This is a genomic window from Pseudomonas putida NBRC 14164 (genome assembly GCF_000412675.1).
Lineage (GTDB): Bacteria > Pseudomonadota > Gammaproteobacteria > Pseudomonadales > Pseudomonadaceae > Aquipseudomonas > Aquipseudomonas putida.
In genome coordinates this window covers 5768480-5794474 of the sequence record NC_021505.1, presented here as the reverse complement: position 1 = coordinate 5794474, position 25995 = coordinate 5768480, and the positions used below count along the sequence as shown (strand labels likewise).

Below are 25995 nucleotides of genomic sequence, written 5' to 3'. Positions count from 1 at the left end.
GGTGCATCGGGGCTGAAATAGCTGGGGCCGCTTTGCGGCCCACCGCGACACAAGGCCGCTCCCACAGGACGCCGCTCAGTTCGGAGGCGGCGCCATCCCTGTGGGAGCGGCCTTGTGTCGCGATGGGCTGCGCAGCAGCCCAAAGATCGGGAGATTTACCGGCTAATCAGTGCTCGTCCCCTTCCTCGTCATCCCCACCCGCCACATTCATGCCCAGCTCCTTGATCTTGCGCGTCAAGGTATTACGCCCCCAACCCAGCAACAGCGCCGCATCCCGGCGCCGTCCTGCGGTGTGCTTGAGCGCCGTCTCGATCATGATCCGTTCAAAACTCGGCACCGCGCTGTCCAGCAGGTTCGACTGCCCGCGTGCCAGCGCCTGGTCGGCCCACTGGCGCAGGGCCTGCTCCCAGTTGGTGACCGGTGCGGCATCCTGTGGCAGGTTCAGCAGCTCGGGCGGCAGGTCGCCGATCAGCACCTCGCGGCTGGAGGCCATCACGGTGATCCAGCGGCAGGTGTTTTCCATTTGCCGCACGTTGCCTGGCCACGGCAGGTTGCGGATGAACTCTTCGGTTTCCGGCTTGAGGATCTTCGGCTCGACTGCCAGCTCTTGCGCAGCGCGCGCGAGGAAGTGGCGGGCGAGGGCAGGGATGTCCTCGCGGCGGTCGGCCAGCCGCGGAATGTGGATGCGGATCACGTTCAGCCGGTGGAACAAGTCCTCACGGAACTTGCCCGCCTGCACCAGCGACTCCAGGTTCTGGTGGGTCGCAGCGATGATGCGCACGTCGACCTTGACCGGCACATGGCCGCCAACGCGGTAGAACTCGCCATCGGCCAGCACCCGCAGCAGGCGGGTCTGGGTGTCGGCGGGCATGTCACCGATTTCATCGAGGAACAAGGTGCCGCCATCCGCCTGTTCGAAGCGGCCCCGGCGCAGGTTGGCAGCACCGGTGAAAGCACCTTTCTCATGGCCGAACAGCTCGGACTCCATCAAATCCTTCGGGATGGCCGCCATGTTCAGGGCAATGAACGGCGACGATGCACGCGGGCTGTGACGGTGCAAGGCGTGGGCGACCAGCTCTTTGCCGGTACCGGACTCGCCGTTGATCAGTACGGTGATGTTGGAATGGCTGAGGCGGCCGATGGCGCGGAACACCTCCTGCATCGCCGGGGCTTCGCCGATGATTTCCGGTGTGCGCGCCAGGTTCTGCGGCACATCCAGGCCTTGTTGCTCCTGGGCGTGCTGGTTGGCGCGCTTGACCAGCGAGACGGCTTCGTCCACATCGAACGGCTTGGGCAGGTACTCGAAAGCACCGCCCTGGTACGACGCCACGGCGCTGTCGAGGTCGGAATGGGCGGTCATGATGATGACCGGCAGGCGCGGGTGGTGCTCGCGGATCTGTGCCAGCAGGTCGAGGCCGCTGGCGCCCGGCATGCGGATATCGGAAATGATCACATCCGGCTGCTGGCGTGCCAGGCGGCCCATTACGCCATCTGCGCTGTCGAAGCTCTGGGTGGTCATGCCTTCTTGTTGCAGGGCTTTTTCCAGGACCCAGCGGATGGAGCGATCATCGTCGACGATCCATACGGTTTCACTTCGGCTCATGAGGCGGTGGCTCCTTGTTCCAGGGGCAGGTAGATCGAGAAGGCGGTGTGGCCTGCGTGGCTTTCACACTCGATCAGGCCCTGGTGCTGGCTGATGATGTTCTGGGTAATGGCCAGGCCCAACCCGGTACCGTCCGGGCGGCCGCTGACCATGGGATAGAAGAGGGTGTCTTGCAGTTCCGGCGGAATGCCCGGGCCGTTATCGATGATCTCCACCCGCGCGACCAGGCGGTGGCGTACATGGCCGATGGTGAACTGGCGCAAGGCGCGGCTGCGCAGGGTGATGCGGCCCAGGCGCAGTTCGTTCTGCGAACTGATCGCCTGCATGGCATTGCGCACGATGTTGAGTACGGCCTGGATCATCTGCTCGCGGTCGATCAGCACGTCCGGCAGGCTTGGGTCGTAATCGCGCACCAAAGTGATGCAACCCTGGCTTTCGGCATCGACCAGGCTGCAGACCCGCTCCAGCACTTCGTGGATGTTGGTCATGGCCAGCGACGGCAGCTTGTTCGAACCGAGCATGCGGTCGACCAGGTTGCGCAGGCGGTCGGCCTCTTCGATGATCACATTGGTGTAGTCGCGCAGGCCTTCCTCGGGTAGCTCGCGGGCCAGCAACTGGGCTGCGCCGCGAATGCCGCCGAGGGGGTTCTTGATTTCGTGGGCCAGGCCGCGCACCAGCATCTTGGTGGTTTCCTGCTTGCTCAGCTGGGCCTCTTCCTTGGTGATGCGCAGCAGCCGGTCGCGCGGGTGCACCTCCAGCAATAACAGGGTCTGGCCCTGGTTCAGGATGGGGGTTACCGCGTAGTCGACGGTAATGGTCTGCCCGGTCAGCGAGGTGAGCTGCGCTTCGCGCTTGGTGAACGGGTGCGCCTGCTCCACCGCCTGGCGCAACGAACTGAGCGCTTCGGTCGATTCGGTAAACAGCTCGCTGATGAACTGCCCATGGCTACGTTGACCACTGACGGCCAGTAGCATTTCCGCGGCCGGATTCATGTACTCCAGGCGCAGCTCGGCGTTGAGCAGCAACGTGGCGGTGGTCAGGTTGTCCAGAAGCAGACGGTGCTGCGCATCGCTGATGGTCATAAGGCGTCGTTGACCTCTTTTGGCGCTTGCCTGGCACTTCTTTGGCCAGGTCCGGGCTCGGGGTGCATCTGCTGATGCCAGTCTCTCCACAGAAAAATGCAAGAAACAAACCAAAGCTCCGAAAAGAAGCGGGATTTGCCGATAAAGGCCTGGATCTGCGCAAATTCGGATCAGAATGTCTTGGTGAAACGTTTAATGTGAACCAGATTGGGGAGCAATTCGGGGCACTGCACTCAATCTTGCACCAAGATAGAGCATAGCGTGAGTGGCGAGGGTTCTGCGTGGGGCGCAAACGAAAACGGCCTCCCGAAGGAGGCCGTCGTGATCATTTTACCGGCGCGAGGCGCCGATCAGATCAGCAGCTGTAGTACAGCTCGTATTCCAGCGGGTGCACGAAGGTACGGACCTTGATCTCTTCTTCCGACTTCAGCTCGATGAAGGCATCGATGAAGTCATCGGAGAACACGCCGCCCTTGGTCAGGAACGCACGGCCTTTGTCCAGCTCTTCCAGGGCTTCTTTCAGGCTGCCGCACACTTGCGGAATGTCCTTGGCCTCTTCTGGTGGCAGGTCGTACAGGTTCTTGTCGGCAGCATCGCCTGGGTGGATCTTGTTCTGGATGCCGTCCAGGCCAGCCATCAGCAGGGCCGCGAAGGCCAGGTACGGGTTGGCCGATGGGTCCGGGAAGCGTGCTTCGATACGGCGGGCTTTCGGGCTGCCGACGTAAGGAATACGGATCGAGGCGGAACGGTTGCGAGCCGAGTAGGCCAGCATTACCGGGGCTTCGAAGCCTGGGACCAGACGCTTGTAGGAGTTGGTCGACGGGTTGGTGAAGCCGTTCAGGGCCTTACCGTGCTTGATGATACCGCCGATGAAGTACAGGGCGGTGTCGGACAGGCCGGCATAGCCTTCACCCGAGAAGGTGTTCTTGCCGTCTTTCCAGATCGACATGTGCACGTGCATGCCCGAGCCGTTGTCGCCGTACAGTGGCTTCGGCATGAAGGTAGCGGTACGGCCGTAAGCGTCGGCAACGTTGTGCACGACGTATTTCAGGGCTTGTACTTCGTCAGCTTTCTTCACCAGGGTGTTGAACTTGACGCCGATTTCGTTCTGGCCGGCAGTCGCCACTTCGTGGTGGTGAACTTCAACGGTCTGGCCCATTTCTTCCAGTGCGTTGCACATGGCAGTACGGATTTCGTGGTCGTGGTCGAACGGCGGAACCGGGAAATAGCCGCCTTTCACGCCTGGACGGTGGCCTTTGTTGCCGCCTTCCACGTCAGCGCCGGTCATCCACGAGCCTTGCTCGGAGAAGATCTTGAACATCGAACCGGAGATGTCCGAGTGGAACTTCACTTCGTCGAAGATGAAGAACTCTGGCTCCGGGCCTGCGAATACGGTGTCACCGATGCCGGTGCTCTTCAGGTACTCTTCGGCGCGCTTGGCGATCGCACGTGGGTCGCGATCGTAGCCCTGCATGCTCGACGGGTCGACGATGTCGCAGGTGATGATCAGGGTAGGTTCTTCGGTGAACGGGTCCAGGACGGCAGTGTCGTCAACCGGCATCAGGATCATGTCGGAAGCTTCGATGCCTTTCCAGCCAGCAATGGAGGAACCGTCGAACATCTTGCCGACTTCGAAGAAGTCTTCGTCCAGCGCATCACGCGACGGCATGGTCACGTGGTGCTGAATGCCTTTGGTGTCCGTGAAACGCAGATCAATCCACTTGACGTCATGATCTTTGATGAGTTGAACCGACTTCGACATGTTGTCCTCCGGAGGGTCTAGAGCGCGGTGGGCCGCTGCCCTGGAAAAAGGGTGTTGCCGGGCGCGGATAGTCGGCCAAGCTTACCTGCCTCACAAGGGAGCAAATTGCATGCCAGTGCCCGAAAATGGCGAGGGTAGGATAAAAGCAGGCGTTTGCGGGCATTTGGTGGCGGGTTGGTGGGGAAAAGTGCACCCTTACGATGCGGTTTTTGGCATCAACGCACCAATAGGGTGCGTTGGTTGGGTTGGGTGCTTCCTTTAAGGGCCTCATCGCCGGCAAGCCGGCTCCCACAGAGAGGGCGCAGATCTTGAGGCCTGCCGAAGTCCTGTGGCAGCAGGCTTGCCGGCGATGAGGCCGGTACAGGCAATATAAATCCAACCTTCTGTACAAAAGTTGGTCAAATCCTGAGCAGTTTCCGCTATAATTCGCGCCCCACATTTTCGGCAGGCCCTGCGCGCGCTGTTAACCAATGAAACTTATCGTCAAAGTCTTCCCAGAAATCACCATCAAGAGCCGGCCGGTGCGCAAGCGCTTCATCCGCCAGCTCGCCAAGAACATCCGCAACGTGCTCAAGGACCTCGATCCTGAGCTCGCGGTCGATGGTGTCTGGGACAATCTCGAAGTGGTCACCCGCATCGAGGACGAAAAGGTCCAGCGCGAGATCATCGAGCGCCTCACCTGCACACCGGGTATCACCCACTTCCTGCAGGTTGAGGAATACCCGCTGGGTGACTTCGACGACATCGTTGCCAAGTGCAAGCACCACTTCGGCCACCTGCTGGCCGGCAAGCACTTCGCCGTGCGCTGCAAGCGCGGTGGCCACCATGACTTCACCTCGATGGACGTCGACCGTTACGTCGGCAGCCAGCTGCGCCAGCAGTGTGGCGCCGCCGGCATCGAGCTGAAGAAGCCTGAAGTGCTGGTGCGCATCGAAATCCGCAACCAGCGCCTGTACGTGATCCACAACCAGCACCAGGGCATCGGCGGCTACCCGCTGGGCGCCCTGGAGCAGACCCTGGTGCTGATGTCCGGTGGCTTCGACTCCACCGTGGCGGCCTACCAGATGATGCGCCGTGGCCTGATGACCCACTTCTGCTTCTTCAACCTCGGCGGCCGTGCCCACGAGCTGGGCGTGATGGAAGTGGCCCACTACCTGTGGAAGAAGTACGGCAGCAGCCAGCGCGTGCTGTTCATCAGCGTGCCGTTCGAAGAAGTGGTCGGCGAGATCCTCAACAAGGTCGACAACAGCTACATGGGCGTGACCCTCAAGCGCATGATGCTGCGCGGCGCCGCGCACATGGCTGACCGCCTGGAGATCGACGCCCTGGTAACTGGCGAGGCCATTTCCCAGGTGTCCAGCCAGACTCTGCCGAACCTGTCGATCATCGACTCGGCCACCGACAAGCTGGTGCTGCGCCCTTTGCTGGCCAGCCACAAGCAGGACATCATCGACCAGGCCAACGAGATCGGCACCGCCGACTTCGCCAAGCACATGCCAGAATACTGCGGCGTGATTTCGGTAAACCCGACCACTCACGCCAAGCGCCACCGCATGGAGCATGAAGAAAAGCAGTTCGACATGGCCGTGCTGGAGCGCGCCCTGGAGCGCGCCAAGCTGATCTCCATCGACCATGTGATCGACGAGCTGGGCAAGGATGTCGAAATCGAGGAAGTGGCCGAGGCACTGTCGGGCCAGATCGTCATCGACATTCGTCACCCCGATGCCCAGGAAGACGAACCCCTGGTGCTGGAAGGTATCGAAGTCCAGGCCATGCCGTTTTATGCCATCAACAGCAAGTTCAAGCATCTGGATCCGACGCGCCAGTACTTGCTGTATTGCGACAAGGGTGTGATGAGCCGTTTGCACGCACACCATCTGCTCAGTGAGGGACATGCCAATGTGCGTGTTTATCGTCCGACATAAGACGCCGGGGCTGTTTGGCGGCAGTATCCGCCATCGCCCTCCCGACCGCCGGGCCCGCTGAGCCTTAAACAGTACATATTGGCCGCCTACACTGGCGGCAACCGAATCCTCTGATCGAGATACACTTGTGATCGAAAATCTGCGTAACATCGCCATCATCGCCCACGTTGACCATGGTAAAACCACCCTGGTCGACAAACTCCTGCGTCAGTCCGGCACTCTGGAGCGTAACGAGCTCAACGACGAGCGCGTCATGGACTCCAACGACCAGGAAAAAGAGCGCGGTATTACCATTCTGGCGAAAAACACCGCCATCAACTGGAACGGCTACCACATCAACATCGTCGACACCCCCGGCCACGCCGACTTCGGTGGCGAGGTTGAGCGTGTAATGTCGATGGTCGACTCCGTGCTGCTGCTGGTCGACGCTCAAGACGGCCCTATGCCGCAAACCCGCTTCGTGACCAAGAAGGCCTTCGAAGCCGGCCTGAAGCCAATCGTCGTGATCAACAAGGTTGACCGTCCGGGCGCACGTCCTGACTGGGTTCTGGACCAGATCTTCGACCTGTTCGACAACCTCGGCGCTACCGACGAGCAGCTGGACTTCAAAGTGGTCTACGCCTCGGCCCTGAACGGCATTGCCGGTCTGGACCACACCGAAATGGGCGAAGACATGACTGCCCTGTACCAGGCTGTCATCGACCACGTTCCAGCGCCAGCTGTTGACCGTGACGGCCCGTTCCAGATGCAGATCTCCGCACTGGACTACAACAGCTTCCTGGGTGTTATCGGCGTTGGCCGTATTGCCCGTGGTCGCATCAAGCCGAACACCCCGGTTGTTGCCATCGACGCTGACGGCAAGAAGCGTAACGGCCGTATCCTCAAGCTGATGGGCCACCACGGCCTGCACCGCGTTGACGTTGAAGAAGCCCAGGCTGGCGACATCGTCTGCATCAGCGGTTTCGACGAGCTGTTCATCTCCGACACCCTGTGCGACCCGACTGCCGTTGAGGCGATGAAGCCGCTGACCGTTGACGAGCCAACCGTTTCGATGACCTTCCAGGTCAACGACTCGCCGTTCTGCGGCAAGGAAGGCAAGTTCGTCACCAGCCGTAACATCAAGGACCGTCTGGACAAAGAGCTGCTGTACAACGTTGCCCTGCGCGTTGAAGAAACCGATTCCCCAGACAAGTTCAAGGTCTCGGGTCGTGGCGAACTGCACCTGTCGGTACTGATCGAAACCATGCGTCGCGAAGGCTTCGAGCTGGCCCTGGGTCGCCCGGAAGTAATCATTCGTGAAGTAGACGGCGTCAAGCAAGAGCCGTTCGAGAACGTCACCATCGACATCCCTGAAGAAGCCCAGGGCAAGGTGATGGAAGAAATGGGTCTGCGTAAAGGCGACCTGACCAACATGGTTCCGGATGGCAAGGGCCGTGTACGCCTGGAATACAACATCCCGGCGCGTGGTCTGATCGGTTTCCGTAACCAGTTCCTGACCCTGACCAACGGTGCAGGCATCCTGACCTCGATCTTCGACCGCTACGACGCGGTGAAGTCCGGCCACATGTCCGGCCGTCAGAACGGCGTACTGGTTTCGGTCGAAACCGGCAAGGCGCTGACCTACTCGCTGGAAACCCTGCAGGCGCGTGGCAAGCTGTTTGTCGAGCACGGTCAGGAGATCTACAACGGTCAGATCATCGGCCAGAACAGCCGCGACAACGACCTGGGCGTCAACCCTACCAAGGGCAAGAAGCTCGACAACATGCGTGCTTCGGGTAAAGACGAAGTCATCGCTCTGGTTCCGCCAGTTCGCTTCACCCTGGAACAGGCTCTGGAATACATCCAGGAAGACGAGCTGTGCGAAGTAACGCCGAAGTCCATCCGTCTTCGCAAGAAGATCCTGGACGAAAGCGAGCGTACCCGCGCTGCCAAGAAAGCCAAAAACAGCTAAGTTAGCTTTGGCTGAATGAAAACGCCCCCGGTCGAAAGACCGGGGGCGTTTTTTTATGCTTCAGGATTTGCGTTGGCCCCTTCGCGGGCAAGCCTGCGAAGAGGCCCTTGAAGGCTGACGATCAGCGCCCGACTACCTTGGGCTTATAGGCGCAATACCCTGGCCGCGGCCCGACCTTGGGGTGGTTGCGGCAGGTATCCGGGCGCTTGTCATAAATGGTGCACAGCCGGCTCTTACGATCCAGGTACATGCAGTCATCGTTGCTCATCCGGGTCAGGGTGAAGATTCCCGACTTCTGGTTGAAGCGCTCGATGATGCCTTCTTTTTGCAGGCGCTTGGCCACGTTCTTCGGGGGTTCGTCTTTCTCGAACTCGTCTACCACGCCGATGCGGATCAGATCCTTGATCTTCACCTCCACCGGCAGGGTGCAGCAGGTCGAATGGCAGCCATGGCACATGTTGCTGGTATAGCGCTGCCAGGTCTCCAGGCGGTCGACTTCGGCCGCGGCGATCAGGGTCGTTTTCATCTTTATAGGGTGGATCACGGTCTTGGGGCGCGCGATGATACCGGAATTGTTCAATTTATGAACAACCTTTTGCCGGATTGGCAAAGTGGGCATGAAAACTGCGAACAGTAACTGTCACTCCCTGTCGAAGGGGCTAGTCTCATCAATCTCCCTCCGCTTTCGTCAACTTGCCAGAGGATGCCGCATGTCCCAGGAACCCGAAGCACGTGACGCCGAGGTGGCCGAATTTCGCGCCGCTGTACTGAACAAGCTGACCTACGCGGTCGGCAAGGACCCGGAGCATGCGTTCGACCACGACTGGTTCGAAGCCATTGCCTTGGCCGCTCGCGATCACATGGTCGACCACTGGATGGACCATACCCGTCTGGCCTACCGCCGTAGCCAGAAGCGGGTCTATTACCTTTCCCTCGAGTTCCTCATCGGGCGTTTGCTGTACGACAGCCTGAGCAACCTTGGGCTGCTGGACATCGCCCGTGATGCGCTGCAAGGGCTGGATGTGGACCTGGAGCGTATCCGCCTGCTCGAGCCCGACGCCGCGCTGGGTAATGGTGGCCTCGGACGGCTGGCGGCGTGCTTCATGGAAAGCATGTCCACCCTGGGCATCGCTGCCCATGGTTACGGCATCCGCTACGAGCATGGGTTGTTCCGGCAGGCCGTGGTCGATGGCTGGCAGCAGGAACAGACCGAGAACTGGCTGGACTTCGGTAACCCTTGGGAGTTCGAGCGTGCCGAGGTGATCTACCCGATCAGCTTCGGCGGTAGTGTCGAAACCGTGAACGACGCCAGTGGTACCCAGCGCCAGGTCTGGTCGCCTGGCGAAACGGTGCGGGCGGTGGCCTACGACACGCCCGTGGTGGGCTGGCGTGGGTCCAGCGTCAATACCTTGCGCCTGTGGCGTGCGCGGGCGCTGGAAGAGCTGCACCTGGAGCGCTTCAATGCCGGTGACCACCTGGGGGCGGTGGCCGAAGTGGCGCGGGCCGAGAGTATTTCCCGCGTGCTGTACCCGGCCGACAGCACCGAGGCCGGGCAGGAACTGCGCCTGCGCCAGGAGTACTTCTTCGTGTCGGCTTCGTTGCAGGATTTGCTGCGCCGGCACCTGAACATGCACAAGGACTTGCTCAACCTGCCCGACGCAGCCGCCATCCAGCTCAACGACACGCACCCGTCGATTGCCGTGGCAGAGCTGATGCGGCTGCTGGTGGACCAGCACGAGGTGCCGTGGGACAAGGCCTGGGAGCTGACCGTTGGCACGCTCGCCTACACCAACCACACCCTGCTGCCCGAAGCCCTGGAAACCTGGCCGGTAGCCCTGATGGAGCGCATGCTGCCGCGGCACATGCAGATCATCTACCTGATCAACGCCTACCATATCGACGCATTGCGGGCCAAAGGCATGCACGATTTCGACGTGCTGCGCGCGGTGTCGCTGATCGAGGAAGACAACGGCCGTCGGGTGCGCATGGGTAACCTGGCGTTTCTCGGCTCGCACAGCGTCAACGGCGTGTCGGCGCTGCACAGCAAGCTGATGAAGAGCACTGTGTTCTCAGAGCTGCACAAGCTCTACCCGCAACGAATCAACAACAAGACCAACGGCATTACCTTCCGCCGCTGGCTGTACCAGTCCAACCCACTGCTGACCGAGATGCTGGTCGAAGCGCTCGGGCCGGGGCTCAAGGACGACCCTGAAGGGCTTCTGGCTGGCCTTGTGCCGTTTGCTGACAAGGCGGGCTTCCGCAAGCAGTTCGCCGCTCAGCGCCTGCACAGCAAGCGCGCCCTGGCCAGCATCATCCAGGACCGCATTGGTGTCACGGTGAACCCCGAGGCGCTGTTCGATGTGCAGGTCAAGCGGATCCACGAGTACAAGCGCCAGTTGCTCAACCTGCTGCACACCGTGGCACTGTACCAGGCCATACGCAACGACCCTGGCACCAACTGGGTGCCGCGGGTGAAGATCTTCGCCGGCAAGGCTGCGGCCAGCTACCACCAGGCCAAGCTGATCATCAAGCTGGCCAACGACATCGCCCGGGTGGTGAATAACGACCCGACCGTGCGCGGCCTGCTCAAGGTGGTGTTCCTGCCCAACTACAACGTCAGCCTGGCTGAAAGCATCATCCCGGCGGCAGACCTTTCCGAGCAGATTTCCACGGCCGGTTATGAAGCCTCCGGTACCAGCAACATGAAGTTCGGCCTGAACGGTGCGCTGACCATCGGCACCCTGGACGGTGCCAACGTGGAAATGTGCGAACAGGTAGGCGCCGACAACATGTTCATCTTCGGCCTGACCGCGCAGCAGGTCGAGGCGCGCAAGCGTGCCGGTGACTTTGGTGCCAATGCCGCCATTGCCGCTTCCAACCGCTTGAGCGACGTGCTGCAGGCCATTCGCAGCGGTGTGTTCTCGCCAGACGACCCTTCACGCTACGCCGGGTTGATCGACGGGCTGGTGGCCTACGACCGCTTCCTGGTGTGTGCCGACTTCGATGCCTACTGGGATGCCCAGCGGCGGGTCGAGGAACTGTGGCACACGCCGCAGGAGTGGTGGCGCATGGCCGTGTTGAACACGGCACGGATGGGCTGGTTCTCGTCGGACCGCACCATTCGCGAATATGCCACCGAGATCTGGAAGGCGTTGGATTGAGGTGAGGCCGTTCGCGGGCACGCCCGCTCCCACAGGTGTCTCGCAAGCTTCAAGGCTTGCGCTGTACCTGTGGGAGCGGGCGTGCCCGCGAACGGGCGCATTACCGGACCACCGGCCTGGCGAAGGCTGAACTAGCGACCTATTGTGCCGTCTGAGAGCCGTGGCGAGTCTCATTGCTCGCTAGCCCGCCACTCTCCCTGTAAACTGCGGGGGTTTTTACTCCCCCAATCCTTTCGGAGCCATACATGTCCCGCGTTACCCTGAGTCGCTATCTGATTGAGCAGACCCGCAGCAACAATACCCCTGCCGATCTGCGCTTCCTGATCGAAGTGGTGGCGCGTGCGTGCAAGGAAATCAGCCATCACGTGTCCAAGGGCGCCCTCGGCGGCGTGCTGGGCAGCATGGGCACTGAAAACGTGCAGGGCGAAGTCCAGAAGAAGCTGGATGTGATTTCCAACGATATCCTGCTGGAAGCCAACGAATGGGGCGGCCACCTGGCCGGCATGGCTTCCGAAGAAATGGACAACGCCTACCAGATCCCGGGCAAGTACCCGAAAGGCGCGTACCTGCTGGTCTTCGACCCACTGGACGGTTCGTCGAACATCGACGTCAACGTCTCGGTCGGCACCATCTTCTCGGTGCTGCGTTGCCCTAACCAGTACCTGAGCCAGAACGAAAGCCTGAACGAAGAAGCTTTCCTGCAGCCAGGCACCGAGCAGGTCGCTGCCGGTTACGCCATCTACGGCCCGCAGACCATGCTGATCCTGACCCTGGGCAACGGCGTCAAGGGCTTCACCCTGGACCGCGAACTGGGCAGCTTCGTCCTGACCCACGAAAACATCCAGGTACCGGCTACCACCGCCGAGTTCGCCATCAACATGTCCAACCAGCGTCACTGGGAAGCCCCGGTACAACGCTACGTGGGCGAACTGCTGGCCGGCGAAACCGGTCCGCTGAAAAAGAACTACAACATGCGCTGGATCGCCTCGATGGTGGCCGACGTGCACCGCATCCTGACCCGTGGCGGCCTGTTCATGTACCCACGTGACGCCCGCGAGCCAAGCAAGCCAGGCAAGCTGCGCCTGATGTACGAAGCCAACCCGATGTCGTTCATCATCGAACAGGCAGGCGGCGCCTCTACCAACGGTTACGATCGCATCCTCGACATCAAGCCAGAAAGCCTGCACCAGCGCGTGTCGGTGATCCTTGGCTCGAAGGAAGAGGTAGAGCGCGTCACCGCCTACCACAAGGAGTAAGTCATGCTCGCACCTTGGCAGCCGTTGCTGGAATGGTGGTTCGGTTGGGGCACCAGTGCCCAGGCCGTGGCTGACGAGAAGAGCACGCTGTGGTTCGGCAAGCATCACGATGCCGATGCCCATGCGCTGTTTGGCGACCTGGTCGAGCACGCCCTGGCGGGTGGGCTCGAAGAGTGGCAGCAAAGCCCGCAGGGCTGGCTGGGCCTGCTGATCTTGCTGGACCAGCTGCCGCGCATGCTCTATCGCGACACGCCGCGCGCCTTTGAAGGCGACCGGCGTGCCCAGGTGGTCGCCATGCAGGGCCTGCAGAAGGGCTGGGACTACCAGCTGCTGCCGATCCAGCGTGTGTTCGTGCTGCTGGTGCTGGAGCATGCCGAGGTGCTGGACTGGCAGAACCTCTGTGTCGAGCGTTATCAGTTGTTGCTGGACGAGCAGCCCGAAGCCAGCCGGCGGCTGTTCGAAGGCTTCCTTGACTATGCCGAGCAGCACCAGCGGGTGATTGCCCGGTTTGGGCGCTTCCCGCACCGCAACCTGGTGCTGGAGCGGCCGAGCACCAGCGAAGAGATGGACTTTTTGCTGGAGCCCGGGTCCAGATTCTGAAGCCCACGGGGCCTGCTGCGCAGGCCGTCGCGACACGAGGCCGCACCTGAAAGGGTGCGGCCTTTTTATTTGCACATGATTAATGCTTTGTGATTAATCGCACAGTAATGGCCATCCGACCAATGGTGTAGGTGCAAAGGGGGTAGGGCAGGGAACCTGGGAGGGATTTTCCCGTCGAAGGTCACTGCAGGCCACTCGCCTGTTTCCCCTCTTCAGGAGTGTCCTTCATGTCGTTGCGTTCCCTCGCCCTGTTGTCGCTGTGCGTCGTCCTGACTGCCTGCAGCAAGATCAATCAGGAAAACTATTCCAAGATCAAGGCCGGTATGAACAAGGCCGAGGTCGAGCAGTTGCTCGGTACGCCGACCGAGTGCTCTGGCGCGCTGGGCATGAGCAGCTGCACCTGGGGGGACGAGAAGAGCTTCATCAGCGTGCAGTACGCGGCTGACAAGGTGCTGATGTATTCAGGGCAGGGCCTCAAATGAGGCGTCTGTACCTGCTGATGGGGGTATGCCTGGCGTTGCTGCTGGGTGGTTGCGCGGGCTCCGTACACGACCCGCTGGCGCCGAAGACCGCTGGCAACGTCGACCTCAAGCGCTACCAGGGCAAATGGTTCGAACTGGCGCGCCTGCCCATGCGCTACCAGACCGGCTGCGAGCAGTCCGAGGCGCACTACAACCTCAAGCCTGATGGCACGTTTGGTGTGCTCAACCGCTGCCGCACCATCGGTGATGAGTGGCTGCGTGCCGAGGGGCACGCAAGCATCCAGGAGCCCGGGCACACCGATAAACTGTGGGTAGAGTTTGATAACTGGTTTACCAAGCTGGTGCCTGGCGTGGCTCGGGGCGAATACTGGATTCTGTACGTGGACGATCGCTACCGCACGGCAGTGGTCGGCAGCCCGGACCGCAAGTACTTGTGGATACTGTCACGCACGCCGACGCTGCCGGCCTGGGAGCGCGAGCACCTGCTGGCCAAGGCACGCCAGCAGGGGTATGACACCAGCCGGCTGATCTGGCGGGCGTCCGATCAGCAAATCGTAAAAATGCACTGATTTTTGGGGCCGCTTTGCGGCCCTTTCGCGACACAAGGCCGCTCCTACAGGGATACGCGTTCCCCTGTAGGAGCGGCCTTGTGCCGCGAAAGGGCTGCAAAGCAGCCCCAATACGCTCAGCCCAAGAGCTGCCGCAGCACCCCGGCAAACGCCCCCGCGCTTTCCTCTTCCTGGGCATGCCGCCCCTGGCGCACCACCCATTGCCCGTTCACCATCACATCGCGCACTTGGCGATCCCCGCCAGCAAACAGCCAGCGGTTGAGAATGGCATCGCCATCCGCCAGGGCGATGTAGGGGTCCTGTCCATCCAGTACCAGCCAGTCGGCGCGCTTGCCCACGGCCAGTTCCCCGACCGCTTGCCCCAGTGCCTGTGCACCGCCCGCGAGCGCAGCGTCGTACAGCGTGCGCCCGACCATCGGCTGATCGCCGCGGTACAAGCGGTTGCGTCGCTGGTCACGCAGCCGCTGGCCATATTCCAGCCAGCGCAGCTCTTCCACCACGCTCAGCGACACATGGCTGTCCGAGCCAATACCCATACGCCCGCCCTGGGCCAGGAAGTCCACCGCCGGGAAAATCCCGTCGCCCAGGTTGGCCTCGGTGGTCAGGCACAACCCGGCCACCGCGCCACTGCGGGCCATGGTGGTGACTTCATCCGGCTCGGCATGGGTGGCGTGCACCAGGCACCAGCGACGGTCCACCTCTACATGCTCGTACAACCATTGCAGCGGGCGTAGGCCGCTCCACGCCAGGCAGTCGTCCACTTCCTTCTGCTGCTCGGCAATATGGATATGCACCGGGCATTGCTTGTCGCTGGCCGCCAGCACTTCGGCAATCTGCCCAGGCGTCACCGCACGCAGCGAGTGGAAGCACAGGCCCAGATGCTGAGCGGGTTGCGCGGCCAGTAACGGGGCCAGTTGCGTTTGCAGTTGCAGGTACTGTTCGGTGGAGTTGATGAAGCGCCGCTGCCCGTCGTTCGGAGCCTGCCCGCCAAACCCGGCGTGGCTGTACAACACCGGCAACAAGGTCAGGCCAATGCCAGTGTCGGCAGCGGCCGCGCTGATACGGCGGGACAGCTCGGCCGGGTCGGCGTAGGCCTTGCCTGCCTGGTCGTGATGCACGTAATGGAATTCGGCCACCGAGGTGTAGCCGGCCTTGAGCATCTCGATATACAACTGGCGGGCGATGACCTGCAGCTGCTCCGGGGTGATCTGCCCGACCAGGCGGTACATCAGGTCGCGCCAGGTCCAGAAGCTGTCGTTGGGGTTGCCGGCGACTTCCGCCAAACCCGCCATGGCGCGCTGGAAGGCGTGCGAGTGCAGGTTGGGCATGCCGGGCAGCAACGGGCCGGCCAGGCGCTCGGCGCCTTCGGCCGAAGCGCCCGGCTCGATGCGGGTCACATGGCCATCGCTGGCGACCTCGATACGGACATGGCTGGCCCAGCCCGTAGGCAACAGAGCGCGTTCGGCGAAGTAGGCGGACATCGGTCAAATCCTGTTATTGTTAACTTGTATATACATATACAGGCGTTTGCCTGCCGGGTAAACTGCGGCAAGCTACCGTTCATTCCCTATGCACAAGGATCCAACGCCGTGCCGACACCTCCTGTCTCCGCGCTGGTTGCCCAGATGGGCGAGGGCCCGGCGCCGCTGTATGCCCGGGTCAAACAGATGATCATCCAGCAGATCGACAACGGCAGCTGGCCGCCGCATCACCGGGTCCCCTCGGAGAGTGAACTGGTCAACGAGCTAGGCTTCAGCCGCATGACCATCAACCGTGCCCTGCGCGAACTCACGGCCGACGGCCTGCTGGTGCGCATGCAGGGGGTCGGCACGTTCGTAGCCGAGCCAAAGGGCCGTTCGGCGTTGTTCGAAGTCAACAACATTGCCGATGAAATTGCCGCGCGCGGCCATCAGCATAGCTGCCAGGTGATCACGCTCACCGAGGAAGCAGCCGGTTCCGAACGGGCCCTGGCCCTGGACATGCGTGAAGGCCAGCGGGTGTTCCACTCGCTGATCGTGCATTTCGAGAACGGCGTGCCGGTGCAGATCGAGGACCGCTACGTCAACGCCGCGATCGCACCCGACTACCTCAAGCAGGATTTCACCCGGCAGACGCCATATGCCTACCTGTCCCAGGTAGCGCCGCTGACCGAGGGTGAGCACGTGGTCGAAGCCATCCTGGCCGAGCCGGAAGAATGCCGCCTGCTGCAGATCGAGCGGGGCGAACCTTGCCTGCTGATCCGCCGTCGTACTTGGTCCGGCCGCCAGCCGGTAACCGCGGCGCGGCTGATCCACCCCGGTTCCCGTCATCGCCTGGAAGGACGTTTCAGCAAATGAGCCAGCTGCAGTTGTTGCGCGCACAGGATTACCCGCGCATGCCGTGGAAGAACGGTGGCGGTTTCACCGAAGAGATCACCCGCGACAGTGGAGAGGGCCTGGACGGCTTTGGCTGGCGCCTGTCGATTGCCGATATCGAAGAGTCTGGCGGCTTTTCCACCTTCGCCGGTTACCAGCGGATCATCACCGTGCTGCAGGGCGATGGCATGCGCCTGTTGGTCGATGGCCAGCCCAGCCGGCCGTTGCTGCCGTTCGATGCCTTTGCCTTCAGCGGCGAAAGCCAGGTCAGCTGCAAGCTGCTGGGTGGGGCGATCCGCGATTTCAACCTGATCTATGCACCGCAACGGTACCGGGCGAGGTTGCAGTGGTTTGATGGCACGAGCCGTTTGTACAGCTCGGCGTCGACAGTGCTGTTGTTTGCTGCCAGCAGTCACGTGGAAGTGTCCATGGCGGGGCGTGAGGTGCAGCGGTTGGGGTTGTATGACTGCCTGCGGCTGGAGGGCAACGATGAGTTGCTTGGGCTGGAAGTTCAGGGGCGGTTTTGCTTGATTGAGCTCATTTCTCGCTGATGGGCTTGGCGATACATTTTCATCGCCTGTGAGATCGAGCGCCGCGCGGGCGGCGCTCGATTTGCGCGCCGCCGCAAAACTCAAGCCGGACCGACGCTCGCTTCACCCCCCCAAAAAAAATCAAAGCAGGAACAACAGGTCCGAATATTTTGGTTGTCCATGCTTGTACATACAAGTAAAGGTGTGTTTGTATATTGACCACGACATACCCGCCCGCGGACGACCGCAGAGGACCTTTCCCGTGACCGACAACAACAAATACCGTGACGTTGAAATCCGTGCCCCACGTGGCAACAAGCTGACCGCCAAAAGCTGGCTGACCGAAGCGCCACTGCGCATGCTGATGAACAACCTCGACCCACAGGTTGCGGAAAACCCGAAAGAACTGGTGGTGTACGGCGGTATCGGCCGCGCCGCCCGCAACTGGGAATGCTACGATAAGATCGTCGAAACCCTGACCCGCCTGGAAGACGACGAAACCCTGCTGGTGCAGTCGGGCAAGCCGGTCGGCGTGTTCAAGACCCACAGCAATGCCCCGCGCGTGCTGATTGCCAACTCCAACCTGGTGCCGCACTGGGCCAACTGGGAACACTTCAACGAACTGGACGCCAAAGGCCTGGCCATGTACGGCCAGATGACCGCCGGCAGCTGGATCTACATCGGCAGCCAGGGCATCGTCCAGGGCACTTATGAAACCTTCGTCGAAGCCGGTCGCCAGCACTACGGCGGCAGCCTGAAAGGCAAGTGGGTACTCACCGCAGGCCTCGGCGGCATGGGCGGCGCCCAGCCACTGGCTGCTACCCTGGCTGGCGCCTGCTCGCTGAACATCGAATGCCAGCAGAGCCGCATCGACTTCCGTCTGGAAACCCGCTACGTCGACGAGCAGGCCACCGACCTCGACGACGCCCTGGTGCGCATCGCCAAATACACCGCCGAAGGCAAGGCCATCTCCATCGCCCTGCACGGCAACGCTGCCGAAATCCTGCCAGAGCTGGTCAAGCGTGGCGTGCGCCCGGACATGGTCACCGACCAGACCAGCGCCCACGACCCGCTCAACGGCTACCTGCCTGCCGGCTGGACCTGGGAGCAGTACCGCGACCGCGCGCAGACCGAACCGGCTGCAGTGGTCAAGGCCGCCAAGCAGTCGATGGCCGTGCACGTGCAGGCCATGCTGGACTTCCAGAAGCAGGGCGTCCCGACCTTCGACTATGGCAACAACATCCGCCAGATGGCCAAGGAAGAGGGCGTGGCCAATGCCTTCGACTTCCCGGGCTTCGTCCCTGCCTATATCCGTCCGCTGTTCTGCCGCGGCGTAGGCCCTTTCCGCTGGGCGGCGCTGTCTGGCGAGGCCGAGGACATCTACAAGACCGACGCCAAGGTCAAGGAACTGATCCCCGACGACGCCCACCTGCACCGCTGGCTGGACATGGCCCGCGAGCGCATCAGCTTCCAGGGCCTGCCGGCACGTATCTGCTGGGTTGGCCTGGGCCTGCGCGCCAAGCTGGGCCTGGCCTTCAACGAAATGGTCCGCAGCGGCGAGCTGTCGGCACCGGTCGTGATCGGCCGTGACCACCTGGACTCGGGTTCGGTCTCCAGCCCCAACCGCGAAACCGAAGCCATGCGTGATGGCTCGGACGCTGTGTCCGACTGGCCGCTGCTCAACGCCCTGCTGAACACCGCAGGCGGCGCTACCTGGGTGTCGCTGCACCATGGTGGTGGCGTGGGCATGGGCTTCTCTCAGCACTCGGGCATGGTCATCGTCTGCGACGGCACCGATGAAGCCGCCGAGCGCATCGCCCGTGTACTGACCAACGACCCAGGGACTGGCGTCATGCGCCACGCCGATGCCGGTTATGACATCGCCATCGACTGCGCCAAGGAGCAGGGCCTGGACCTGCCGATGATCACTGGCTGATTGCCACGCTTTGGATCGCACCCCGCCAGGGGTGATACTGAACAACAAGAAGGAGCGCGCAGGCACCCACGAACGGGCCTGCGGCTCCACGCGATTTGGAGTAGTAACGTGACCGAACTCACCCTCAAGCCCGGCACCCTGACCCTGGCCCAGCTGCGCGCGATCCATGCCGCGCCCGTGCGCCTGCAACTGGATGCCAGCGCCGCGCCGGCCATCGATGCCAGCGTCGCCTGTGTCGAGCAGATCATTGCCGAAGACCGCACTGCCTACGGCATCAACACCGGTTTCGGCCTGCTGGCCTCGACCCGCATCGCCAGCCACGACCTGGAAAACCTGCAGCGCTCGCTGGTGCTGTCCCACGCCGCTGGCATTGGCGCGCCGCTGGATGACGATCTGGTGCGGTTGATCATGGTGCTGAAAATCAACAGCCTCAGCCGTGGCTTCTCCGGCATTCGCCGCAAAGTCATCGATGCGCTGATCGCCCTGGTCAACGCCGAAGTCTACCCGCACATCCCGCTGAAAGGCTCGGTGGGTGCTTCCGGCGACCTGGCGCCGCTGGCGCACATGTCGCTGGTGCTGCTGGGCGAAGGCAAAGCCCGCTACAAGGGCCAGTGGCTGTCGGCCACCGAAGCCCTGGCGGTTGCCGGCCTCGAACCGCTGACCCTGGCTGCCAAAGAGGGCCTGGCCCTGCTCAACGGCACCCAGGCGTCCACCGCCTATGCCCTGCGTGGCCTGTTCTATGCCGAAGACTTGTACGCTGCGGCTATCGCCTGCGGCGGCCTGAGCGTCGAAGCCGTACTGGGCTCGCGTTCGCCGTTCGATGCGCGTATTCACGAAGCGCGTGGCCAGCGCGGCCAGATCGACACTGCCGCGTGCTTCCGCGACCTGCTGGGCGATTCCAGCGAAGTGTCGCTGTCGCACAAGAACTGCGACAAGGTCCAGGACCCGTACTCGCTGCGCTGCCAGCCGCAGGTCATGGGCGCGTGCCTGACCCAGCTGCGCCAGGCTGCCGAGGTGCTGGGCATCGAAGCCAACGCCGTGTCGGACAACCCGCTGGTGTTCGCTGCCGAGGGTGACGTGATTTCCGGTGGCAACTTCCACGCAGAACCGGTGGCCATGGCCGCCGACAACCTGGCCCTGGCCATCGCCGAAATCGGTTCGCTCAGCGAGCGCCGCATCTCGCTGATGATGGACAAGCACATGTCCCAGCTGCCGCCGTTCCTGGTGGAAAACGGTGGGGTCAACTCCGGCTTCATGATCGCCCAGGTCACCGCTGCCGCTCTGGCCAGCGAGAACAAGGCCCTGTCGCACCCGCACAGCGTCGACAGCCTGCCGACCTCGGCCAACCAGGAAGACCACGTATCGATGGCCCCGGCTGCCGGCAAGCGCCTGTGGGAAATGGCCGAAAACACCCGTGGCGTGCTGGCCATCGAATGGCTGGGCGCATGCCAGGGCCTGGACCTGCGCAAAGGCCTGAAGACTTCGGCCAAGCTGGAGAAAGCACGCCAGGCGCTGCGCAGCGAAGTGGCGCACTACGACCGTGACCGTTTCTTCGCGCCGGACATCGAAAAGGCTGTGGAACTGTTGGCCAAGGGTAGTTTGACCGGTTTGCTGCCGGCAGGTGTGCTGCCAAGCCTGTAATGCCCCCTGGGGCCGCTGTGCGGCCCATTCGCAGCACAAGGCTGCTCCTGCAAAAGCGACGCGCTCCCTTGTACGAGCAGCCTTGTGCTGCGAAAGGGCTGCATGCCAGCCCCCTGATCTCACGACCACAAAAACAATTTAAGGACGTGACATGCAACAAGCTCAAGGTCTCAAGCGCGGGCTAAATGCCCGCCACATCCGTTTCATGGCCCTCGGTTCTGCCATCGGAACCGGGCTGTTCTACGGCTCCGCCTCAGCCATCCAGATGGCCGGCCCGGCCGTGCTGCTGGCTTACCTGATCGGCGGTGCCGCTGTGTTCATGGTCATGCGCGCCCTCGGCGAAATGGCCGTGCACAACCCGGTGGCCGGCTCCTTCGGCCACTACGCCAGTACCTACCTCGGCCCCATGGCCGGCTTCATCCTCGGCTGGACCTACGCCTTCGAGATGGTAATTGTCGCCATCGCCGACGTCACCGCCTTCGGTATCTACATGGGCTTCTGGTTCCCGGAAGTGGCCCGCTGGATCTGGGTGCTGGGCATCGTCTTCCTGATCGGCGGCCTCAACCTGTGCAACGTCAAGGTGTTCGGCGAGATGGAATTCTGGCTGTCGCTGCTCAAGGTTGGCGCCATCGTCGCGATGATCCTGGCCGGCCTCGGCATCATGGCCTTCGGTTTCAGCCAGGTGGGTACCGGGCATGCCGTCGGTGTGAGCAACCTGTTCGACCATGGCGGCTTCATGCCCAATGGCGTGGGCGGGCTGATCGCCTCCTTTGCCGTGGTGATGTTCGCCTTCGGCGGTATCGAGATCATTGGCGTGACTGCCGGTGAAGCCAAGGACCCGCAGCGGGTCATCCCCAAGGCAATCAACGCCGTGCCCCTGCGCATTCTGCTGTTCTATGTGCTCACCCTGTTCGTGCTGATGTGCCTGTACCCGTGGCCGCAGATCGGCAGCGAAGGTAGCCCGTTCGTGCAGATTTTCAGCAACCTGGGGATTGGCTCTGCCGCCGCAGTGCTGAACGTGGTGGTAATTTCCGCTGCGATCTCGGCCATCAACAGTGACATCTTCGGTGCTGGCCGCATGATGTATGGTCTGGCCCATCAAGGCCATGCGCCACGCAGTTTCGGCAAGCTGTCGAAACACGGTGTGCCATGGATGACCGTGGTGGTGATGGGCGCCGCGCTGCTGATCGGCGTGCTGCTCAACTACCTGATCCCTGAGAACGTGTTCCTGCTGATCGCTTCGATCGCCACCTTCGCCACCGTGTGGGTGTGGTTGATGATCCTGCTCACCCAAGTGGCCATGCGCCGCAGCATGAGCCGTGAAGAAGTGGCCCAGCTCAAGTTCCCGGTACCGTTCTGGCCATACGGCCCGGCCATGGCCATTGCGTTCATGGTCTTCATCTTTGGCGTGCTCGGCTACTTCCCGGATACCCAGGCGGCATTGATCGTCGGCGTGATATGGGTGGTGTTCCTGGTGGCGTCCTACCTGCTGTGGTGCAAGCCGCGCGCAGGGCAGGGCCAGCCCGTAGCAGAGCCTGTCGAGCTGCACCGCTAGCAAAGGAGATTGTGCATGAGAACCGTCTGGCAGCATTGCCATGTGGCAACCATGGCCGAGGGCCGTTACTCGGCCATCGAAGACGCGGCCATCGTCACCAGCGCCGGGCTGATCGAATGGATCGGCCCACGCGCCGAGCTGGCGCCGGTCGACGCTGACCGCACGGTGGACCTGGGCGGCGCCTGGATCACCCCCGGGCTGATCGATTGCCACACCCACGCCGTGTTCGGTGGCAACCGCAGTGGCGAGTTCGAGCAGCGCCTGCAAGGCGTCAGCTACGCCGAAATCGCCGCACAGGGTGGCGGTATCGCCAGTACCGTGCGGGCCACCCGCGCGGCCAGCGAGGACGAGTTGTTCGCCAGTGCCCGCCAGCGGGTGCAGGCGCTGATGCGCGATGGTGTGACCACCCTCGAGATCAAGTCCGGCTATGGCCTGGACCTGGCCAACGAGCGCAAGATGCTGCGCGTGGCCCGGCGCCTTGCCGACGAGCTGCCGCTGGCGGTGCGCGCCACCTGCCTGGCCGCGCACGCCCTGCCGCCGGAGTACGCCGGCCGGGCCGACGACTACATCGCGCACATCTGTGACGAGATGCTGCCGGCCCTGGCCGCCGAAGGCCTGGTGGATGCGGTGGATGCCTTCTGCGAACACCTGGCGTTCTCCCCGGCCCAGGTGGAGCGGCTGTTCATCAAGGCGCGTGAGCTGGGCCTGCCGGTCAAGCTGCACGCCGAACAGCTGTCGTCGCTGCATGGCTCGAGCCTGGCGGCCCGCTACCAGGCGCTGTCGGCCGACCACCTGGAGTTCATGACCGAGGAAGACGCCATTGCCATGGCCGCAGCCGGCACGGTCGCCGTGCTGCTACCGGGCGCCTTCTATTTCTTGCGTGAAACCCAGCTGCCACCGATGGATGCATTGCGCCGCCACGGGGTGAAGATTGCCCTGGCCAGCGACCTCAACCCCGGCACCTCGCCAGGGCTGTCGCTGCGGCTGATGCTGAACATGGGCTGCACGTGTTTCCGCATGACGCCGGAAGAAGCCTTGGCCGGCGTCACCGTGCATGCCGCCACGGCGTTGGGCCTGGGCGACAGCCACGGCTCGCTGGAAGTGGGCAAGGTAGCCGACTTCGTCGCCTGGCAAATCGAACGCCCCGCCGACTTGGCCTACTGGCTGGGTGGCGACCTGCCCAAGCGCGTGGTGCGCAAGGGCCACGAAATATCCAACTGAGCGAGGCACGATGGACAAGGTTCTGAGTTTTCACCAAGGCCGCCTGCCGCTGCTGATCAGCATGCCCCACGCCGGCCTGCGCCTGAGCGACGCCGTGCGTGATGGCCTGGTCGAGGAGGCGCGCAGCTTGCCGGACACCGACTGGCACATCCCGCAGCTGTACGACTTTGCCCGCGACCTGGGCGCCAGCGTGGTAGCCGCAGAGTACTCGCGTTTCGTCATCGACCTGAACCGCCCGGATGACGACAAGCCGCTTTACGCCGGCGCCACCACTGGCCTGTACCCGGCCACGTTGTTCGAAGGCGAGCCGCTGTTCAAGGAGGGGTTGGCGCCGTCTGGCGAAGAACGCAAACGCTACCTGGAACAGATCTGGCGCCCGTATCACGGCACCCTTCGGCGCGAACTGGACCGGTTGCGCGAGCAGTTTGGCTATGCCCTGTTGTGGGATGCCCACTCGATCCGCTCGCACATCCCGCACCTGTTCGATGGCAAGTTGCCGGACTTCAACCTGGGTACCTTCAATGGCGCCAGCTGCGATCCGGTGCTGGCCGAGCGGTTGCAGGGCGTGTGCGCCGAAGCGACAGGTTACAGTCATGTGTTGAATGGTCGGTTCAAAGGCGGACACATCACCCGGCACTATGGTGACCCCGCGAAGCATATCCATGCGGTGCAGCTGGAGTTGGCGCAAAGCACGTACATGGAGGAAACCGAGCCGTTTACCTACCGGGAAGACCTGGCGCAACCGACGCAGGTGGTTCTGAAGCAGCTTTTGCAAGCGCTGCTGGCTTGGGGGGCAGAACGATACCAGCGTTGAGTGGAAGAGGCGGTGCTCAAAGCGCAATTCAGGTTTATGATGCCCAACGGCAGTCAATATCCTCACACGGAGTGCGCAATGCAGACCCTCTACCCGCAGATCAAACCCTACGCCCGGCACGATCTGGCCGTGGAAGCGCCGCATGTGCTGTATGTCGATGAAAGCGGCTCGCCGGAAGGTCTGCCCGTGGTATTCATCCACGGTGGCCCGGGTGCTGGCTGCGACGCCCAGAGCCGTTGCTACTTTGACCCCAACCTGTACCGCATCATCACCTTCGACCAGCGCGGCTGTGGCCGCTCCACGCCCCATGCCAGCCTGGAGAACAACACAACCTGGCACCTGGTCGAGGACCTGGAGCGCATCCGCGAGCACCTGGGCATCGACAAATGGGTGCTGTTCGGCGGCTCGTGGGGTTCGACCCTGGCCCTGGCCTACGCCCAGACCCACCCCGAGCGTGTGCATGGGCTGATCCTGCGGGGCATCTTCCTGTGCCGGCCGCAGGAGATCGAGTGGTTCTACCAGGAGGGCGCCAGCCGCCTGTTCCCCGACTACTGGCAGGACTACATCGCGCCGATTCCGCCGGAAGAACGCGGCGACCTGGTCAAGGCCTTCCACAAGCGCCTCACCGGTAACGATCAGATTGCCCAGATGCACGCCGCCAAGGCGTGGTCTACCTGGGAGGGCCGTACCGCCACCCTGCGCCCGAACCCGCTGGTGGTCGACCGCTTCTCCGAGCCGCAGCGGGCGCTGTCGATCGCCCGGATCGAGTGCCACTACTTCATGAACAACGCCTTCCTCGAACCGGACCAGTTGATCCGCGACCTGCCGAAGATCGCCCACCTGCCAGCGGTGATCGTGCACGGTCGCTATGACGTGATCTGTCCGCTGGACAACGCCTGGGCCCTGCACCAGGCCTGGCCGAACAGCGAACTGAAGGTGATCCGCGACGCCGGCCACGCCGCGTCCGAGCCGGGCATCACCGATGCCCTGGTGCGGGCAGCCGACCAGATGGCCCGGCGCCTGCTCGACCTGCCCCTGGAAGAAGCATGAGGGGTTTGCTGCAGCGCGTGCGCGGTGCGCGGGTTGAAGTGGCGGGGCAGGTGGTTGGCGCGATCGACCAGGGTTTGCTGGTGCTGGTGGCCGTCGAGCCTGAAGATTCCCGCGAGCAGGCCGATAAGCTGTTGCACAAGCTGCTGAACTACCGTGTATTCAGCGATGAGCACGGCAAGATGAACCTGTCGCTCAAGGATGTCGGGGGTGGTTTGTTGCTGGTGTCGCAGTTCACCTTGGCGGCGGACACCCGCAACGGCATGCGTCCGAGCTTCTCGACGGCAGCGCCGCCGGCCCTCGGGGCTGAATTGTTCGACTATCTTTTGCAGCAAGCGAAGCGCCAGCATGCCGACGTGGCGAGCGGGCAATTCGGGGCAGACATGCAGGTGCATCTGGTCAATGATGGCCCCGTAACATTTATGTTACAAATATGAGGTCAAAAAACCCTTTGTTTATAGGAAAACAAGGGGTTTTGTACGATAAATAGTTGTTCCAGCCTGATG

Annotated in this window: 21 protein-coding genes; 16 read left to right on the top strand and 5 right to left on the bottom strand. The window is 62.6% G+C overall.

From position 1 onward, the window contains the following. Window positions 1-166: 166 nt before the first annotated feature. The 3 genes from ntrC to glnA form a co-directional block, all read right to left on the bottom strand. Entirely contained in the window at window positions 167-1603 is a 1437-nt protein-coding gene (gene ntrC, locus PP4_RS25775) for a nitrogen regulation protein NR(I) (RefSeq protein WP_016502015.1), read from the bottom strand. Then, complete coding sequence (gene glnL / locus PP4_RS25770) at window positions 1600-2685, bottom strand: nitrogen regulation protein NR(II) (protein WP_016489593.1); 1086 nt, start codon at window positions 2683-2685, stop codon at window positions 1600-1602. Before glnL ends, ntrC begins: the two co-directional genes overlap by 4 nt. A 355-nt stretch (window positions 2686-3040) precedes the next feature. Then, entirely contained in the window at window positions 3041-4447 is a 1407-nt protein-coding gene (glnA, locus tag PP4_RS25765) for a type I glutamate--ammonia ligase (RefSeq protein ID WP_016489592.1), read from the bottom strand. A gap of 470 nt (window positions 4448-4917) precedes the next feature. Between glnA and thiI the strand changes: the two genes are divergently transcribed. After that, the gene (gene thiI / locus PP4_RS25760) at window positions 4918-6372 is read left to right on the top strand and encodes a tRNA uracil 4-sulfurtransferase ThiI (RefSeq protein WP_016502014.1); all 1455 of its coding nucleotides are present in this window, start codon (window positions 4918-4920) and stop codon (window positions 6370-6372) included. Between the two features lie 127 nt (window positions 6373-6499). After that, window positions 6500-8323 (top strand): translational GTPase TypA, encoded by a 1824-nt coding sequence (gene typA, locus PP4_RS25755; RefSeq protein ID WP_016502013.1) that lies wholly within the window; start codon window positions 6500-6502, stop codon window positions 8321-8323. A 121-nt stretch (window positions 8324-8444) separates the two neighbouring features. On the opposite strand, the gene PP4_RS25750 is transcribed toward typA, so the two are convergent. Continuing rightward, the gene (locus tag PP4_RS25750) at window positions 8445-8849 is read right to left on the bottom strand and encodes a YkgJ family cysteine cluster protein (RefSeq protein ID WP_003249225.1); all 405 of its coding nucleotides are present in this window, start codon (window positions 8847-8849) and stop codon (window positions 8445-8447) included. Between the two features lie 184 nt (window positions 8850-9033). On the opposite strand from PP4_RS25750, the gene PP4_RS25745 reads away from it, so the two are divergent. The 5 genes from PP4_RS25745 (at window position 9034) to PP4_RS25725 (ending at window position 14391) form a co-directional block, all read left to right on the top strand. Next, window positions 9034-11484, top strand: a complete 2451-nt coding sequence (locus PP4_RS25745; protein WP_016502012.1) for a glycogen/starch/alpha-glucan phosphorylase — start codon at window positions 9034-9036, stop codon at window positions 11482-11484. A 245-nt stretch (window positions 11485-11729) separates the two neighbouring features. Further along, window positions 11730-12740 (top strand): class 1 fructose-bisphosphatase, encoded by a 1011-nt coding sequence (locus tag PP4_RS25740; protein WP_012274595.1) that lies wholly within the window; start codon window positions 11730-11732, stop codon window positions 12738-12740. Between the two features lie 3 nt (window positions 12741-12743). Further along, entirely contained in the window at window positions 12744-13340 is a 597-nt protein-coding gene (locus PP4_RS25735) for a DUF924 family protein (protein WP_016502011.1), read from the top strand. A 227-nt stretch (window positions 13341-13567) separates the two neighbouring features. After that, window positions 13568-13822 (top strand): outer membrane protein assembly factor BamE domain-containing protein, encoded by a 255-nt coding sequence (bamE, locus tag PP4_RS25730; RefSeq protein ID WP_003249234.1) that lies wholly within the window; start codon window positions 13568-13570, stop codon window positions 13820-13822. Beyond that, entirely contained in the window at window positions 13819-14391 is a 573-nt protein-coding gene (locus tag PP4_RS25725; protein ID WP_016502010.1) for a lipocalin family protein, read from the top strand. Before bamE ends, PP4_RS25725 begins: the two co-directional genes overlap by 4 nt. Window positions 14392-14507: 116 nt before the next feature. On the opposite strand, the gene PP4_RS25720 is transcribed toward PP4_RS25725, so the two are convergent. Further along, window positions 14508-15872, bottom strand: coding sequence for a formimidoylglutamate deiminase (locus PP4_RS25720; protein WP_016502009.1), 1365 nt, complete (start codon window positions 15870-15872; stop codon window positions 14508-14510). Between the two features lie 144 nt (window positions 15873-16016). Between PP4_RS25720 and hutC the strand changes: the two genes are divergently transcribed. From hutC to dtd, 9 genes are all read left to right on the top strand, one after another. Continuing rightward, window positions 16017-16727, top strand: a complete 711-nt coding sequence (hutC, locus tag PP4_RS25715) for a histidine utilization repressor (protein WP_169725194.1) — start codon at window positions 16017-16019, stop codon at window positions 16725-16727. Further along, window positions 16724-17296, top strand: a complete 573-nt coding sequence (locus PP4_RS25710) for a HutD/Ves family protein (RefSeq protein WP_016502007.1) — start codon at window positions 16724-16726, stop codon at window positions 17294-17296. Before hutC ends, PP4_RS25710 begins: the two co-directional genes overlap by 4 nt. A 241-nt stretch (window positions 17297-17537) precedes the next feature. Continuing rightward, the gene (hutU, locus tag PP4_RS25705) at window positions 17538-19211 is read left to right on the top strand and encodes a urocanate hydratase (protein ID WP_016502006.1); all 1674 of its coding nucleotides are present in this window, start codon (window positions 17538-17540) and stop codon (window positions 19209-19211) included. A gap of 108 nt (window positions 19212-19319) precedes the next feature. Continuing rightward, window positions 19320-20852, top strand: a complete 1533-nt coding sequence (gene hutH, locus PP4_RS25700; RefSeq protein WP_016502005.1) for a histidine ammonia-lyase — start codon at window positions 19320-19322, stop codon at window positions 20850-20852. 151 nt (window positions 20853-21003) lie between these two features. Beyond that, on the top strand, window positions 21004-22407 hold the full coding sequence (locus tag PP4_RS25695) for an amino acid permease (RefSeq protein ID WP_016502004.1): 1404 nt from the start codon (window positions 21004-21006) through the stop codon (window positions 22405-22407). Window positions 22408-22422: 15 nt separating this feature from the next. Continuing rightward, entirely contained in the window at window positions 22423-23628 is a 1206-nt protein-coding gene (gene hutI, locus PP4_RS25690; protein ID WP_016502003.1) for an imidazolonepropionase, read from the top strand. A 10-nt stretch (window positions 23629-23638) separates the two neighbouring features. Next, complete coding sequence (gene hutG, locus PP4_RS25685; protein WP_016502002.1) at window positions 23639-24442, top strand: N-formylglutamate deformylase; 804 nt, start codon at window positions 23639-23641, stop codon at window positions 24440-24442. A gap of 78 nt (window positions 24443-24520) precedes the next feature. Then, complete coding sequence (gene pip / locus PP4_RS25680; protein WP_016489576.1) at window positions 24521-25492, top strand: prolyl aminopeptidase; 972 nt, start codon at window positions 24521-24523, stop codon at window positions 25490-25492. Then, window positions 25489-25926, top strand: a complete 438-nt coding sequence (gene dtd / locus PP4_RS25675; protein WP_016502001.1) for a D-aminoacyl-tRNA deacylase — start codon at window positions 25489-25491, stop codon at window positions 25924-25926. The genes pip and dtd overlap by 4 nt, the downstream gene beginning before the upstream one ends. The last annotated feature ends 69 nt before the right edge of the window (window positions 25927-25995 follow it).

Coding starts and splice junctions, on each gene's coding strand:
- ntrC (WP_016502015.1), bottom strand. CDS start 1,603: ATGAGCCGAAGTGAAACCGTATGGATCGTCGACGATGATCGCTCCATC.
- glnL (WP_016489593.1), bottom strand. CDS start 2,685: ATGACCATCAGCGATGCGCAGCACCGTCTGCTTCTGGACAACCTGACC.
- glnA (WP_016489592.1), bottom strand. CDS start 4,447: ATGTCGAAGTCGGTTCAACTCATCAAAGATCATGACGTCAAGTGGATT.
- thiI (WP_016502014.1), top strand. CDS start 4,918: ATGAAACTTATCGTCAAAGTCTTCCCAGAAATCACCATCAAGAGCCGG.
- PP4_RS25750 (WP_003249225.1), bottom strand. CDS start 8,849: ATGAAAACGACCCTGATCGCCGCGGCCGAAGTCGACCGCCTGGAGACC.
- PP4_RS25745 (WP_016502012.1), top strand. CDS start 9,034: ATGTCCCAGGAACCCGAAGCACGTGACGCCGAGGTGGCCGAATTTCGC.
- PP4_RS25740 (WP_012274595.1), top strand. CDS start 11,730: ATGTCCCGCGTTACCCTGAGTCGCTATCTGATTGAGCAGACCCGCAGC.
- PP4_RS25735 (WP_016502011.1), top strand. CDS start 12,744: ATGCTCGCACCTTGGCAGCCGTTGCTGGAATGGTGGTTCGGTTGGGGC.
- bamE (WP_003249234.1), top strand. CDS start 13,568: ATGTCGTTGCGTTCCCTCGCCCTGTTGTCGCTGTGCGTCGTCCTGACT.
- PP4_RS25725 (WP_016502010.1), top strand. CDS start 13,819: ATGAGGCGTCTGTACCTGCTGATGGGGGTATGCCTGGCGTTGCTGCTG.
- PP4_RS25720 (WP_016502009.1), bottom strand. CDS start 15,872: ATGTCCGCCTACTTCGCCGAACGCGCTCTGTTGCCTACGGGCTGGGCC.
- hutC (WP_169725194.1), top strand. CDS start 16,017: ATGGGCGAGGGCCCGGCGCCGCTGTATGCCCGGGTCAAACAGATGATC.
- PP4_RS25710 (WP_016502007.1), top strand. CDS start 16,724: ATGAGCCAGCTGCAGTTGTTGCGCGCACAGGATTACCCGCGCATGCCG.
- PP4_RS25695 (WP_016502004.1), top strand. CDS start 21,004: ATGCAACAAGCTCAAGGTCTCAAGCGCGGGCTAAATGCCCGCCACATC.
- hutI (WP_016502003.1), top strand. CDS start 22,423: ATGAGAACCGTCTGGCAGCATTGCCATGTGGCAACCATGGCCGAGGGC.
- hutG (WP_016502002.1), top strand. CDS start 23,639: ATGGACAAGGTTCTGAGTTTTCACCAAGGCCGCCTGCCGCTGCTGATC.
- pip (WP_016489576.1), top strand. CDS start 24,521: ATGCAGACCCTCTACCCGCAGATCAAACCCTACGCCCGGCACGATCTG.
- dtd (WP_016502001.1), top strand. CDS start 25,489: ATGAGGGGTTTGCTGCAGCGCGTGCGCGGTGCGCGGGTTGAAGTGGCG.